This window comes from Janthinobacterium sp. AD80 (genome assembly GCF_002878455.1).
GTDB lineage: Bacteria > Pseudomonadota > Gammaproteobacteria > Burkholderiales > Burkholderiaceae_D > Janthinobacterium.
In genome coordinates this window covers 1-14454 of sequence record NZ_NRDQ01000127.1, presented here as the reverse complement: position 1 = coordinate 14454, position 14454 = coordinate 1, and the positions used below count along the sequence as shown (strand labels likewise).

General features: G+C 62.4%; 12 protein-coding genes. 7 read left to right on the top strand and 5 right to left on the bottom strand.

Features of this window, described 5'->3' with window-relative positions; all coding sequences use genetic code 11:
• Together JaAD80_RS21725 and JaAD80_RS21720 are read right to left on the bottom strand one after the other, a co-directional pair.
• Positions 1 to 1711 (bottom strand): methyl-accepting chemotaxis protein (locus JaAD80_RS21725; protein WP_102297325.1); only part of this gene is annotated, 1711 nt, incomplete at its 3' end.
• A 78-nt stretch (positions 1712 to 1789) separates the two neighbouring features.
• Positions 1790 to 2242, bottom strand: a complete 453-nt coding sequence (locus JaAD80_RS21720; RefSeq protein ID WP_102297322.1) for a cache domain-containing protein — start codon at positions 2240 to 2242, stop codon at positions 1790 to 1792.
• 370 nt (positions 2243 to 2612) lie between these two features.
• Between JaAD80_RS21720 and JaAD80_RS21715 the strand changes: the two genes are divergently transcribed.
• The 5 genes from JaAD80_RS21715 to JaAD80_RS21695 all read left to right on the top strand — a co-directional run bounded on the left by JaAD80_RS21715 (position 2613) and on the right by JaAD80_RS21695 (position 8231).
• Complete coding sequence (locus JaAD80_RS21715) at positions 2613 to 3890, top strand: lysine 2,3-aminomutase (RefSeq protein ID WP_308410634.1); 1278 nt, start codon at positions 2613 to 2615, stop codon at positions 3888 to 3890.
• A 2-nt stretch (positions 3891 to 3892) separates the two neighbouring features.
• Positions 3893 to 5227 (top strand): nitrate/nitrite transporter, encoded by a 1335-nt coding sequence (locus JaAD80_RS21710; RefSeq protein ID WP_180979526.1) that lies wholly within the window; start codon positions 3893 to 3895, stop codon positions 5225 to 5227.
• Positions 5175 to 6023 carry a fumarylacetoacetate hydrolase family protein gene (locus tag JaAD80_RS21705; protein WP_102297317.1) on the top strand — a complete coding sequence of 283 codons (849 nt, stop codon included), beginning with the start codon at positions 5175 to 5177 and terminating at the stop codon, positions 6021 to 6023. The genes JaAD80_RS21710 and JaAD80_RS21705 overlap by 53 nt, the downstream gene beginning before the upstream one ends.
• Positions 6023 to 6589, top strand: a complete 567-nt coding sequence (locus JaAD80_RS21700; protein ID WP_102297314.1) for a carboxymuconolactone decarboxylase family protein — start codon at positions 6023 to 6025, stop codon at positions 6587 to 6589. The genes JaAD80_RS21705 and JaAD80_RS21700 overlap by 1 nt, the downstream gene beginning before the upstream one ends.
• A gap of 91 nt (positions 6590 to 6680) precedes the next feature.
• Positions 6681 to 8231, top strand: a complete 1551-nt coding sequence (locus JaAD80_RS21695; protein ID WP_258003118.1) for a S1C family serine protease — start codon at positions 6681 to 6683, stop codon at positions 8229 to 8231.
• 56 nt (positions 8232 to 8287) lie between these two features.
• Here the strand turns inward: JaAD80_RS21695 and JaAD80_RS21690 are convergent, their stop codons facing one another.
• The 3 genes from JaAD80_RS21690 to yjgA form a co-directional block, all read right to left on the bottom strand.
• Positions 8288 to 8956 carry an alpha/beta hydrolase gene (locus tag JaAD80_RS21690; protein WP_102297309.1) on the bottom strand — a complete coding sequence of 223 codons (669 nt, stop codon included), beginning with the start codon at positions 8954 to 8956 and terminating at the stop codon, positions 8288 to 8290.
• Positions 8953 to 9582, bottom strand: coding sequence for a molybdopterin adenylyltransferase (gene mog, locus JaAD80_RS21685; RefSeq protein ID WP_102297307.1), 630 nt, complete (start codon positions 9580 to 9582; stop codon positions 8953 to 8955). The genes JaAD80_RS21690 and mog overlap by 4 nt, the downstream gene beginning before the upstream one ends.
• 89 nt (positions 9583 to 9671) lie before the next feature.
• A complete protein-coding gene (gene yjgA, locus JaAD80_RS21680; protein WP_102297305.1) occupies positions 9672 to 10271 on the bottom strand; it encodes a ribosome biogenesis factor YjgA in 600 nt (199 codons plus the stop codon).
• A 96-nt stretch (positions 10272 to 10367) separates the two neighbouring features.
• Between yjgA and pmbA the strand changes: the two genes are divergently transcribed.
• Complete coding sequence (gene pmbA, locus JaAD80_RS21675; protein WP_102297303.1) at positions 10368 to 11720, top strand: metalloprotease PmbA; 1353 nt, start codon at positions 10368 to 10370, stop codon at positions 11718 to 11720.
• A gap of 243 nt (positions 11721 to 11963) precedes the next feature.
• Positions 11964 to 14372 carry a TonB-dependent siderophore receptor gene (locus JaAD80_RS21670; protein WP_219726861.1) on the top strand — a complete coding sequence of 803 codons (2409 nt, stop codon included), beginning with the start codon at positions 11964 to 11966 and terminating at the stop codon, positions 14370 to 14372.
• Positions 14373 to 14454 lie beyond the last annotated feature (82 nt).

Below are 14454 nucleotides of genomic sequence, written 5' to 3'. Positions count from 1 at the left end.
CGAGGAATAATGCAAAGCCGTCGATTTCGCGGTCGGAGGGCACCTGCCACTGCGTGGCGAACTGCGGCGGCAATTGCGCCAGCTGTTCCGTGTGCGTGCCGCGCGCGGCGCTGGCCGGGTCCTGGAACGCCTGCTCATCCGCGCTGCCATGCGCGGCCGGCGCCTGGCTGTCTAGGGTAAACACGGCCACGGCCGCCGACAGTTTCACGGCCTGGTCCTGCAAACTGGCCGCGGCGGCGGCCGCCTGTTCCACCAGGGCTGCATTTTGCTGGGTGACATCATCCATTTGCGTGACGGCCTGGTTTACTTCCGTGATGCCCGACGCCTGCTCGGCGCTGGCCTGTTTGACGCGCTGGATGATGTCGTTGACTTGCTGCACCGAGGCCACGATGGCGCCCATGCGCTCGCCCGCCTGCTGCACGGCCACGCTGCCGCCATCGATGGTGGTCACGGACGTGGCGATCAGCGTCTTGATTTCCTTGGCCGCCTGCGCGGAGCGGTGCGCCAGGGTGCGCACTTCGGAAGCGACGACGGCAAAGCCACGGCCCTGTTCGCCCGCGCGCGCCGCTTCCACCGCCGCGTTCAGGGCGAGGATGTTGGTCTGGAAGGAAATACCGTCGATCACGCCGATAATGTCCACGATCTGGCGCGAATTGGCGCGGATGGTCGCCATCGTCGCCACCGCCTGCTGCATCGCCGTGCCCCCTTGCACGGCCAGGTCGGACGCTTGCGCCGCCAGGTCGCAGGCCAGCTGGGCATTGTTGGCATTGTCGTTGACGGCTTCCGTCAGGGTTTCCATGGCGCTCGACGTTTCTTCCAGTGAACTGGCTTGCATTTCCGTGCGCGCCGACAAGTCCAGGTTGCCGCTGGCAATTTCATGCGAGGCCGTGTCGATCGATTGCACGGCCTCCATGATGGTGCGCAGCGTCTGGTTCAAGTTGGCGATGGTCTGGTCCAGCACGCGCGACGTGTCGGCGATCTCGTCATTGCCCTGCTTGGGCGCGCCGGCCGTCAGCTTGCCGGCCGCCAGGTCTTGCACGGCGTCGGCGATGCCGCGTATCTCGGCCAGCATGGCGCGCCGCACCAGCATGGTCACCACGATGGACAGCACGATGGACAACAGCACGGTCAGCAGCAAGCTCCAGCCCAGGCTGCGAAATTCCGCGCTGGCCGTCGCGTGCGCCTGGCTGCTGAGGGTGGTTTCCAGCGCCGACAGCTGCGCCAGCTGTGCATTGAACTGGACGAACTGCGTCTCCGCCTTGAGCATGGAGTTGGTGGCGATCGATTGATCCATCTGCGCCATTTCCATGGTTTCCAGCACCGCTTTGCGGTAGCCGGCCAGCGCCGTGATGGCCGCATCGACCAGGCTGCGCTCGGCGCCCGTGGCCGTGCCGCGCAGCGCCGCCAGCTGGGTGCCGATGGCGGCGTGGCGCAGCTTGATCTGCTGCTCCAGCGTATCGATACGGGCCTTGGCGAAACTGCCATTGGTCCATGACAGCAGCTGGTACATATTGCCGTGCACATGCTTGGCGTCGCCCGCCACGTCGGCGGCGGCCTTCAGGTGCGTGATGCGTACCTGCACCATGTTTTCCAGCGAGGCATTTTGCCGCACCATGCCATACCAGGCGCCGGCCGAACTGAGTATCAGCAGCAGCAGGACCAGCGCGGGCGCCAGCAGCAATTTTGGTCCGATGCGTAGTTTATTGAGCATGTCTGACTCCTGCCAGTGGCTGTGCACGCCGCAGGGCCGCGGCAGCCAGCCGCCGCGCCCGCACTGCGCCGGGGATGGCTATTTTTTGTAGATGCCCGCTTCCAGCACCACGTCGTTGACGCGCAGGATGTAGGTGGTCTTCGGCTCGATCTTGCCGCTGGTGGGATTCTTGTACTGGTAATCGACCCAGCCCTTGCCCTGTTTTTGCGCCAGCTCGATGATTTCACGGCGATACTTCTTGCCATTCGCATCCGGCACATCCGTTAAATCCTTGCCCACGATGGACGGGTTGATGGGATGGGCCAGCACGATGCCCGTCTTGATGTCGCGCATGTCCACATACAGCGAACCCTGGACGAAATCGGGATCCTTCGCCGTGATTTTTTTCATCATTTCTTCCTTGCCATGCGCCTTCATGTAGGCGGCACCCCGTTCGGCCATGGCGATGGCATCTTTTTCCGTGGGCTCGACGGCGGCGCTGGCGCTGGCAAATGCCAGGCACAGCAGGCTACCCGTGAATAAGCGTTTCATGAAAGCTCCTTGTGAATATCGATGGATGTGTTGCCAAGCCGTAATTTACGTCGCGCTGGCCCCCCTCAAATTGCGCTGGCACAAACTAAGGTGTTGCTCACAGGCAGCTTGCGGCGTATCGCCATGGTTGTTGATATGCGGCAATTTGGTTCCGCATGGCAAGAACTATGATGACTTTCGCAGCATGCCAAGTATTCGCCGCATGCGGAAAAACAGGCTGGAACTGGCCGGAATCGGGCCGGTTTCATGGAGGTTATCGATCTTTACTGGCAAGGAGCCGACCGTGTCCGCACTCATTACCGAGCCGTTCTCACCCAAGTTCAAACCATATACGCGGCAAACCATCCAGCAGGCGCGGCAGTGGGCCTGGATGCCGGACGAACAGCGCGAAGCCGTGCAAGTGGTCTCGCATGTGTTGCCATTTCGCACGAATGAATACGTGCTCGACCAGCTGATCGACTGGAACAATATTCCGGACGATCCCATCTATCGCCTGGTCTTTCCCCACCGCGACATGTTGCCGCCCGAGCAGTACGCGCACTTGCGCGAGCTGGTGCTGGTCAAGCGGGACAAGGCAGCCATCGATGCCTATGTGCACGGCTTGCGCCTGGGCATGAATCCCCATCCGGCCGGGCAGATGACGCACAACGTGCCGCGTGTCAACGATGCGCCCGTGCGCGGCCTGCAGCATAAATATGCGCAGACGGTGCTGTTCTTCCCCAGCGCCGGCCAGACCTGCCACGCATATTGCACTTTCTGTTTCCGCTGGCCCCAGTTCGTCGGCATGGACGACATGAAGTTCGATGCGCGCGAGTCGCATGAGCTGGCCGCCTATCTGAAGCTGCATCCGGAAGTAACGGACGTGCTGATCACGGGCGGCGACCCGATGATCATGAACACGCGACAACTGGCCGCCTACCTGGAGCCGCTGCTGGAGCCGGGTCTCGAGCACATCCAGAACATCCGCATCGGCACCAAGGCGGTGGCATACTGGCCGCAGCGCTTTGTCTCGGACCGCGATGCGGATGATTTGATGCGCCTGTTCGAGCGCATCGTCAAGGCGGGCAAGAACCTGGCCGTGATGGGGCATTACAGCCATGCTGTCGAGTTGCGCCAGGACATCGCCCAGCAAGCCGTGAAGCGCATCGTTTCCACGGGCGCCACCTTGCGCATGCAGGGGCCGCTGATCCGCCACATCAATGAAGACCCGAACAGCTGGGCCGAACTGTGGCAGACGGGCACGCGGCTGGGAGCGATTCCGTATTACATGTTTGTCGAACGGGACACGGGTCCGCGCGGCTATTTCGAGTTGCCCCTGGCAAAGGCGCACGAGATTTTCCAGGCTGCCTACCAGATGGTGTCCGGCCTGTCGCGCACGGTGCGGGGGCCGTCCATGAGCGCGTTTCCCGGCAAGATCGTCATCGATGGCATCGTCACCATCAATGGCGAAAAACTGTTCGCCCTGCAGTTCTTGCAGGCGCGCAATCCGGACTGGGTGCGCCGGCCGTTCTATGCGAAATTCGATGCGGAAGCAACGTGGATGGATCACTTGAAACCCGCGTTCGGCCACGATAAATTCTTCTTCGAGACGGATGAACCTGTGCCACAGGTGCCGCATAAAGTCATCCGCCTGGCGCAGGCTGCCTGAGCATGCACGGCGGCGCAGCAGCGCGCCCCGGCGTGGCCGTGTTTTGCCTGGTGTTCCTGCCGTTCGCGCTTGGGCATTATCTGTCGTGCCTGCTGCGCGGCGTGAATGCCGTGCTGACGGCGGAATTGCTGGGCGCCATCGCCCTGACGCCTGCCCAGCTGGGACTGCTGACCAGCGCCTTCTTTCTCGCCTTTGCACTGGTGCAATTGCCGGTCGGTATGGCGCTCGACCGCTACGGTCCCCGCACCGTGCAAGTGTGGCTGCTGGCGCTGGCGGCCGCCGGCGTGTGGCTGTTTAGCCGGGGCCACAGTTTTACCGAACTGATGTGGGCGCGGGCCATGATGGGCGCCGGGCTGGGCGGCTGCTTCATGGCGGCCGTGAAGGCGATCTCGTGCGCCATCGCCCCCGCGCGCCTGCCGTCCGTGCATGGCTACCTGATCGCCGTCGGCGGCCTCGGCGCGGCCACGGCCACCATGCCTGTCAAGCTGGCGCTGCATTACACGGACTGGCGCGGCATCTTCCTGGGGCTGGCGCTGGCGGTGCTGGCCATCGGCTTGCTGATCCGTATCTTGTCGCCGGCCACGCCCGCGCTTGCCGCCGCAGTCAACAAGGCCAGCGTGTGGAGCGTCTACCGCGACCCGGCTTTTCGCCGCACCATCGGCTTGATCCTGTTGCCGCACACGGTGTTCTTTGGCGTGCAAGGCTTGTGGATAGGCCGCTGGCTGGCCGATGTGGGCGGCCTGTCCGACGACAATGTCGCGTATCTGCTGTACCTGGGCATGGCGGCCGTCATCTTCGGCGCCATCGGCATGGGCATGCTGACGGAGTGGGCGGGGCGGCGCGGCATGGCGCCCATGCAAGTGGCCGCCATGGGTATCGTCCTGTTTGTCGCCGTGCAGGTGGCCATGGCGTGCAATAGCGTGCCCAGCCTGCCCTTGCTGTCCGTGCTGTTTACCTTGCTGGGCACGGTGACGGGCCTCGAGTATGCGATCGTCGCGCAAAGCATGCCGGCCAGCTTGACGGGCAGGGCGGCCACCTGCCTGAACTTGCTGATTTTTACGGGCGCTTTTCTGGTGCAGGCGGGCTTTGGCCTGATCCTTGGCTGCTGGCCCCTGAACAGCCAGCTGCAGTATCCGCCGCAGGCCTACCAGGCGGCGTTTGGCGTGCTGGCGGCCTTGCAGCTGCCGGGACTTGCGATGTTTTTCATCCGCCGCTACAGGCGTGCCGGGCCATCCGGTAAAATGGCAGACTGCACAGCGGCAATGATCAACTCCAAGGAAGACTATGAAACTCGTTCGTTATGGACGTCCAGGCAAGGAAAAACCGGGCCTGATTGATGAAGAAGGCAAACTGCGCGACCTGTCCGGCGTGATTGCCGATATTGACGGTGCACAACTGTCCGACAAAGCCTTGCGCAAGCTGGCCAAGGTCGATGAAAAGACGCTGCCCCTGGTGCGCGGCAATCCACGCTTCGGCGTGCCGCTGGCCAAGGTCGGGAAATTCATCGGCATCGGCCTGAACTATGCGGACCACGCGGCCGAATCCGGCATGCCGATTCCCGCCGAACCGATCGTCTTCATGAAGGCCATTACCTGCCTGAATGGCCCGGACGACAATGTCGTGCTGCCGAAAGGTTCCAGGAAGACGGACTGGGAAGTGGAGCTGGGCGTCATCATCGGCACGCGCGCGCAGTATGTCAGCGAAGAAGATGCCCTGAAATATGTGGCCGGCTATTGCGTCGTCAACGACATTTCCGAGCGCGCGTACCAGCTGGAGCGGGGCGGCCAATGGGACAAAGGCAAGGGCTGCGACACTTTCGGCCCCGTCGGCCCATGGCTGGTGACGCGTGATGAAGTCATCGACGAGCAAGACCTGGACCTGTACCTGGAAGTCAACGGCAAGCGCATGCAGACCGGCAATACGCAAACCATGATCTTCACGGTGGCGCAGATCGTCAGCTACCTGTCGCAATTCATGACCCTGGAACCGGGCGACGTCATCGCCACGGGCACGCCGCCGGGCGTTGGCCAGGGCCGCAAGCCGCAGCGCTTCCTCAAAAAAGGCGACAGCATGCGCCTGGGTATCGCCGGCCTGGGCGAGCAGCAGCAGGACGTGGTCGCCTGGACCGCCTGATGGCTGGTAGCGCTATCGACCGCCTGCCCGCGCTGCCGCTGAAGCAACTGGATCCGCAGCAGCGCGCCGCCGCGCAAGCCATCATCGACGGTCCGCGCGGGGCGCTGTACGGCCCCTTCGTGCCGCTGATCCGCAGCCCCGAGCTGATGGAAACGGCGCAGCGCATGGGCGAGTATTTGCGCTACCGCAGCGCCATCGGCACGCGGCTGTCGGAACTGGCGATCCTGGTGACGGCGCGCCAGTGGAATCAGCAGGTCGAGTGGGCCATTCACGCGCCGCTGGCCGTGCAAAACGGCATCGCGCAAGCGGCCGTGGACGCCATCGCCGCGCGGCGCGCGCCTGTTTCCTTGAAAGAGGACGAGCAAGCCGTGCACGATTTTTGCATCGAGCTGCAGCAAAACAAGCGGGTCAGCGACGCCACGTATGCGCGGGCGCTGGCCCTGTTTGGCGAGCACGGCGTGGTGGACTTGATGGGGATCAATGGCTACTACACCTTCCTGGCCATGGTCATGAATGGCGCGCAGACGGCGGTGCCGGCATTGGGCGTGGCGCCGTTGCCGGAGTAGCGGCGCTCTTCGCTGGAAGATGGACAAATTGTAATGATTTTGCAATTAATCAATATATAATTTTGATTCCCTTCCATTGCGAAAACGCCCAATGAAAACTCGTTCGTGCTTCACCCTGATGGGCCGTGCCTTGCTGGTACTGGCCTTTTCTTTTTGCCCGTTGATGACAGGGCGTGCACTGGCTGCCGAGAGCGCCGCCGCCAGCGCCTCGGCCCTGGAGAATTCCGTCGTCAAGGTGTTTTCCACCTTGCGCGGCCCCGACCCCTACAAGCCGTGGAGCAAGGCGGCGCCGCAATCGGTGACGGGATCGGGCGTGGTCATCGATGGCCACCGCATCCTCACCAACGCGCACGTGGTGGGCTACGCCAGCCAGGTGCAGATCCAGGCCAATGGCGCCGGCGACAAGATAGGCGCCACCGTGCTGGCCATTTCGCGCGGCATGGACCTGGCCTTGCTGCAAGTCGAGGACGAAAGTTTTTTCGACAGCCACAAGCCGCTGCCGCGCGCCAATGTCCTGCCTGACGTGCGCGATGCTGTGCTGGCTTATGGTTATCCGACGGGCGGCACCTCGCTGTCGATCACCAAGGGCATCGTCTCGCGCATCGAATTCGTGCACTACAACTTTCCCGTGTCCGGCTTGCGCATTCAGATCGATGCGGCCATCAATCCGGGCAACAGCGGCGGGCCGGTGGTCGCCGGCGACAAGATGATCGGCCTGGCGTTTGCCGGCATGCTTAACGCGCAAAATATCGGCTACATTATTCCTAACGAGGAAATCGAATTGTTCCTGCGCGACCAAGCCGCTGGCGCACCGAAGGGCAAGCCGGCCATGCGCGACGTGACGCAGACCCTGGAAAACCCGGCGCTGCGCAGCTACCTGAGACTGGCCAAGGGCGTCGAAGGCGCGGTGGTGATGAAGCCGGCCAGCAAGGATGCGCAATATCCGCTCAAGGAATTCGATGTCATTACGCACATCGGTGAATTTCCCATCGATAACCAGGGCATGGTCAAACTGAATAGCAATAGCCGCGTGCGTTTCCAGTACCGCGTGCAGCAATTGGCGAAAAACGGCACGCTGCCGCTGACGGTCGTGCGCCAGGGTGCACCGCTGAAAGTCAGCTTGCCCGTGTCGGCCGAGCACCCGATGCTCATTTCCGGCCTGCAGGGAAATTACCCCTCGTATTTCATCTTCGGTCCGATGGTCTTTTCGCGCGCCACGACGGAATTCATGGCCGCGCCAAACGGCAATGCACCCATGTTGTATGGCATGAGCTTTGCCGGCAATCCGCTCGTCACGCGCCGCGGCGATGCGCCCGATGCCGAGCGCGAGGAACTGGTGGTGGTTGCCGCACCATTTTTCCCGCACAAGCTGATGAATGGCTACAGCACCCGCTTCTTCTCCGTCATCGACTCCGTCAACGGCGTGCCCGTGCGCAGTCTGGCGCACCTGGTGGCTTTGCTGCGCGACCAAACGGATGAGCTGCTGACTTTCCGTTTCCAGCAGCGCGATGCCGAGCTGGTCGTCGTGCCGCGCAAGGACATGCTTGCCGCTACGGAATCGGTGCTGACGGATAACGGCATCCGTTCGGAAGCGTCGCCCGACATGCTGAAGGTCTGGAATCAAAAAACGCCGGCGAACTGATCGTTCCCGGCGTTCGGCAAGACAACAGGGGCGGCGCACACCGCGCCTGTTTTATTTTAGGCCAGCACTTTTTTCAGCCAGGCGCCGATGGCATCGATCTCTTCCTGGCACAGCGAGTGCTGCATCATGTACTCGTGCCATTCCACCTTGTAACCCATACCGGTCAGCAAGTCGCGCGATTGCTGCGCGCGGGCGATTGGCACCACCGGGTCGGCCGTGCCGTGGGCCATGAAGATCGGCGTCTGCAGGCTGGCCGGCGTGCGTTCAAGCGCCGTCTTGTCGGCCAGCGGCAGATAGCCGGACAGGCACATCAGGCCAGCCAGCGGCTCGGCGTGGCGCAAGCCCGTTTGCAGGGTCATGGCGCAGCCTTGCGAGAAACCGGCCAGGATGATGCGGCTGGCGGGAACGCCGCGCGCTGTTTCGCGTTCGATCAGCGCTTCGATTTGCTGCTGCGAGGCGCGCAGGCCGGCTTCGTCTTCGCGGCGCACCAGGTCGCTTACGAGGATGTCGTACCAGGCGCGCATCACATAACCGTTGTTGATGGTGACGGGCATGGTGCCGGCGCTGGGGAAAATGAAACGGATGGCGGGGCAGCCGCGCAGGTCGAGTTCTTTGACCAGGGGCACGAAGTCATTGCCGTCGGCGCCCAGGCCGTGCATCCAGATGATGGAGACGGTGGGATTCGGTGCGCTGTCGAGTTCGATGGTTTCCAGCAAAGTGCTCATGTGTTTTCCTCAGGTAAAGGTTGCGCCGGACGCAGCGCCGATTTGGGGCGGAAGGCCTTGCAGATGGCCGGGTCGGTTTCCATGTAGGGGCCGCCGATGAGGTCGATGCAATATGGCACGGCGGCAAAGATGCCGTTGACCAATTGATTTCCATCAGCATCTTTCAGCCCTTCCAGGGTTTCCTTGATGGCTTTCGGCTGGCCCGGCAAGTTCATGATCAGGGCGGCGCGCTCGGGCGTCTCGCGGATCACGGCCACCTGGCGCGAGAGGATCGCCGTCGGCACGAATTGCAGGCTGATCTGGCGCATCTGTTCGCCGAAGCCGGGCATTTCCTTGGTCCCGACGGACAAGGTGGCGTCTGGCGTCACGTCGCGCCGCGCGGGACCCGTGCCGCCCGTCGTCAGGATCAGGTGGCAATGGTTCAGGTCGACCATGTCGATCAGGGTGTTTTCAATCTGCGAACGCTCGTCCGGGATCAAGCGCTTTTCCAGGCGGAATGGCGTGCGGATGGCGGCAGCCAGCCAGCTTTCCAGGGCAGGGATGCCCTGGTCTTCATACACGCCGCCGCTGGCGCGGTCCGAAATCGACACGAGGCCGATAATCAATTCGTCTTCTATCGTGGTCATGGGGCACCTGTTTATGTCGTAAAAAAACCGGGCTGATCCCGGTTTTTAGCTACTTTCGGGGTCAGACCCGCCGGGTCTGACCCCAGTTTTTACTCGTCGTCGTCGCCTTCAACGTCATCCTCGTCGGCATCTTTCTTGCCGCCGTTGTTCTTCTTGGCGATCTCTTTCAAGATCTGGAAGATTTCACGGTAGGCTTTTGGCGGCTTGTTCTCGGCCTGCTCCTTGCGGGCATTGCGGATCAGGGTGCGCAGGTGCTGCACGTCCAGTTCCGGGTTTTCCGATAGCAAGACGGTCAGCGCCTTGTCGTCCGTCAACAGCTTGTCGCGGCGGCGTTCCATCGCGTGCATATTCGCCGTGTCGGCTTTCGACAAGCCTTTCCAGCTATCGATGGTGCGTTGGATGGCGGCAACTTCTTCCTCGTCCAGGGTGCGCATTTTCTTGCCCACGTATTGCAGCTGGCGGCGGCGGCCTTCATGATCCTTGATCTGCTGGCACTCGAGAATGGCGTCGCGCACGTCTTCCGGCATCGGAACGCGCTTGACGCGGTCACGTGCCTCATTGACAAGTTCTTCGCCCAGCTTTTGCAGGACGGTCATCTGGCGCTTGAGTTCCGACTTCGAAGGACGTTCATATTCCTGTTCGAATTCGGTGGATTGGAAGCCGCAAGCTCCCCGGTTTGGATTTGGCATGATATATAAGGCGGGAGAGGACTTGTGGACCGCTCCTGTAAACTGTAAACGACTGCTATGATAACCGTTTTAGCGGCTTTCCGAAGAAAACAGCGCATGAACGACTCCGTATTTACCCATAGTCAAGAGCAATTGCAGCAACTGGCCCGTGATGTGTTGTCTTTTGCGCGGGAAGCGGGCGGCACCGATGCCGCCGTCGAAGTCAGCGAAGGCGGCGGCCTGTCCGTGTCTGTCCGAAAAGGCAAGATCGAGACGATCGAGCAAAACAAGGACAAGGGCATGGGCGTGACCGTGTTTGTTGGCAAGAAACGCGGCAATGCCAGTACCTCCGATTTTTCCCCGTCCGCCCTGCGCGCCACGGTGGACGCCGCCTACAACATCGCCCGCTTCACGGCCGAGGACGATTGCGCTGGCCTGGCCGACGCCGAGCTGCTGGAAATGGCACCGCGCGACTTGCAACTGTATTACCCGTGGCTGATATCCGCCGAGGAAGCCGTGGTGCTGGCCCAGCGGGCCGAAGCGGCCGCCTTTGCCGTCGACCCGCGCATCACCAACAGCGAAGGCGCGGGCGTGCACGTGCAGCAATCGCACTTTGTTTCGGCCAATTCGCGCGGTTTCATCGGCGGCTATCCGTTCTCGCGCCACACCCTGTCCGTGGCGCCCATCGCCGGCAAGGGGGCGAAAATGCAGCGCGACGACTGGTATTCGTCCGTGCGCGATGCCTCCACAATGTCGAGTCCTGAAGCCATCGGCCGCTACGCCGCCGAGCGCGCCCTGTCGCGCCTGAACGCGCGCAAGCTCGGTACGCGCACCTGTCCCGTGCTGTTCGAGGCGCCATTGGCTGCCGGCTTGCTGGGTACCTATGTGCAAGCCACCTCGGGCGGCGCCCTGTACCGCAAGTCCACGTTCTTGCTCGACTCCCTGGGCACGCAGGTGCTGCCGTCGCACGTGCAGATCTTCGAGGACCCGCACGTGATCGGCGGCGTCGGCTCGGCGCCGTTCGACGAGGAGGGCGTGAAAACCGTCAGCCGCGACGTCGTCAAGGATGGCGTGGTGCAAGGCTATTTCCTGTCGACCTACACGGCCCGCAAGCTGGGCATGCAGACCACGGGCAACGCGGGTGGTTCGCACAATCTGTACCTGACCTCGACAGAGACGGCCGCCCATGACGATTTCGTTGCCATGCTGAAAAAGCTGGGCACGGGCTTGCTGGTGACGGAATTGATGGGGCAGGGTACCAACTACGTGACGGGCGACTATTCGCGCGGCGCTTCCGGTTTTTGGGTGGAAAATGGCGTGATCCAGTATCCGGTGGAAGAAATCACCATCGCCGGCAACATGAAAGACATGCTGCGCAACATCGTTGCTGTCGGCGCCGACGTGCTGCGCCGCGGCACCAAACAGACCGGTTCCATCCTCATCGAGAGCATGGTAGTGGCGGGCGGCTGACGTCGTTACTTGCTCCACTACAGGCGCCGCTGGCGCCTTTTTTCATGGGCGTGTGGTTTTTCGCAGCACTGATCAGCTCGTCATACGGATGAAACATTGCCTTCGTATGATGACGCCATCTGACGTTATCTGCGCAATTTAGATGCTTTTAATGTAAGTAAGCCGAACTTCGTGATATTTCATGCAAGATGCGAGTCTTGCCGTGACGCGTCGTTGTTGATCCAACCTGCCAAGTGACTCCCCATGACCTATTCCCGTACCCGCATCGCCCGCGCGGTGGCCCTGATGTGTGCCATGACCGCCGTGTTCGCCAGCCAGGCGCAAGCGCATGGCGATGCGCCCGCCGCAGCTGCCGCCAGCGACTCCCTCGAGGCCCCGCAAGCCGTGATCGTCACGGGCACGCGCGGCAGCAACCGCACGCAATTCGATACCATGGCGCCCGTGGATGTATTCAACCGCGAAGATATCGGCGCCGTCGAGTCGTCGGACTTGAACGATGTGCTGGCGCAACTGGTGCCCTCGTACGTGGTGCAGCGCCTGCCGATGGCCGATGGACAAGTGTTCGTCCGTCCCGCCACCTTGCGCGGCCTGTCGCCGGACCAGACCCTGGTGCTGGTCAATGGCAAGCGCTTCCACCGCAGCGCGCTGCTGGGCGCGCGCGGCGCGCAGGCGCCCGACCTGGCGCAGATTCCCGTTGCCGCCATCAAGCGCATTGAAGTGCTGCGCGACGGCGCCTCGGCGCAGTACGGTTCCGACGCGATCGCCGGCGTGATCAACATCATTCTCGACGACACGGTCGGCACGGAAATTTCCGTACACCACTCGCAATATTCGGAAGGCGACGGCAAGGCCAATGAACTCAACCTGAAGACGGGCTTTGCGTTTGGCGAGACGGGCAAGGCAACGCTTTTCGGCGCGCTGGCCCAGTCCGATCCCACCTCGCGCACGCGTCAGCGGGCCGATGCCATCGCCTTCCAGAATGCCCATCCGGAACTGAAGGTGCCGAATCCCGTGCAGCGCTGGGGCCAGCCTGAGCTCGACAGCAAGCGCATCGGCTTCAATGCCAGCATGGCCCTGTCCGACACGGCGGAACTGTATGGCTTCGGCCTGTTCAGCCGCAGCGACGGCACGTCGGACTTCAACTGGCGCAATCCCGATACCAGTACGGGCGCGTACAAGGCCAGCACCCTGTTCCCCGGCTGGGACTTGCGCAGCATCTATCCGCTCGGCTTCAGCCCCAGCTATTCGAACGACCAGGATGACGTACAGGTGGTGGCCGGCGTGCGCGGCCATTTCAACGAGCGCTTCGGCTGGGATGTGAGCGCTTCCTGGGGTCGCAACCGCATCGATTACCACCTGGCCAATTCCATCAATGCCTCGATGGGGCCGAGCAGCCCGACGGCGTTCTACCTGGGCCAGTTGTCGCAGACGGAAAAAATCCTCAACGCCAACTTCAACTATGAATTGCCCGTGGCATCCCTGCCGCAACCGGTGAACATCGCCTTTGGCGCCGAAGCGCGCAATGAAACCTATGGCGTGAAGGCGGGCGATGCGGCGTCCTACCTGGTGGGGCCGGGCGCGGCCATCGGCCTCGACGCGAACGCGAACGGCGCCCCCGGCTTCAGCGACCGCCAGGCGGGCAGCTGGGGGCAGGACAGCTATGCGGCCTACCTGGACGTGGAAGTGCCCGTCAGCAAGGCGTTGAGCCTGGGCGGCGCGGCCCGCTATGAGCATTTCTCCGAATTCGGCAGCACCGTCAATGGCAAATTGTCGGCGCGCTATGCGCTGAACGAGGACATGGCCTTGCGCGGCTCCTACTCGACGGGCTTCCGCGCGCCTACGCCGAGCCAGTCGAATACCAACAGCACCAACCAGGGCCTCGATACCAAGACCCTGCTGCTGTTTACCAGCGGCCGCCTGGCCAACAACGATCCGCTGGCCATGCTGCTGGGCGCCAAGGCCTTGAAGCCGGAAAAATCGAAAAACCTGTCGCTGGGTTTTACCTGGAAGACGCCGGCGGGCTTCTCCGGTTCCGTGGACGTATATGACATCAAGGTCAGCGACCGCTTCAGCACGTCCGCCGCATTTGCCGTGCCGGCCGGCGTGGCCAATCCGCTGCGCTACACGTCCATCAGTTATTTCACGAATGACTTCGATACCACCACGCGCGGCATCGATATCGTCGGCAGCCACCTGAGCCGTATCGGTGACGGCAAGCTGAACCTGACCCTTGCCTATAACTACAACACGACCAAAGTCGATGGCGGCAATTCCAGCCTGGTGACGAATCCGGCCCAGCGCCAGGTCTTCGAGGAACGCCTGCCACGCCAGAAAGCCACCATCAGCGGCAGCTATGACCTGGGCAGCTGGAATACCCTGGCCCGCGTGCGCTACTATGGCGCGTGGACGGACAATTCGGGCAATGCCACGGGCGACATCTTCCAGCGCTTTGGTGCCATGCAATTCCTGGACCTGGCGGCCAGCTACAAGATCAGCGACAAGCAGTCGCTGCGCGTGGGCGTCGATAACGTGCTGGACAAATATCCCGATGAAGCAACGTTCCAGGCCAGCCGCGGCTTGATTTATTCGCGCAATGCGCCGTACGACACGGATGGCCGCAATCTGTATGTCGAGTACAAAGTGAAATTTTAAGGGGAAACTTTGAAAATGAATCCACAACGCCGCGCGCTACTGTGCGCCAGCTCGCTGGCCGCCGCGCTGCCCTTTGCCGCAG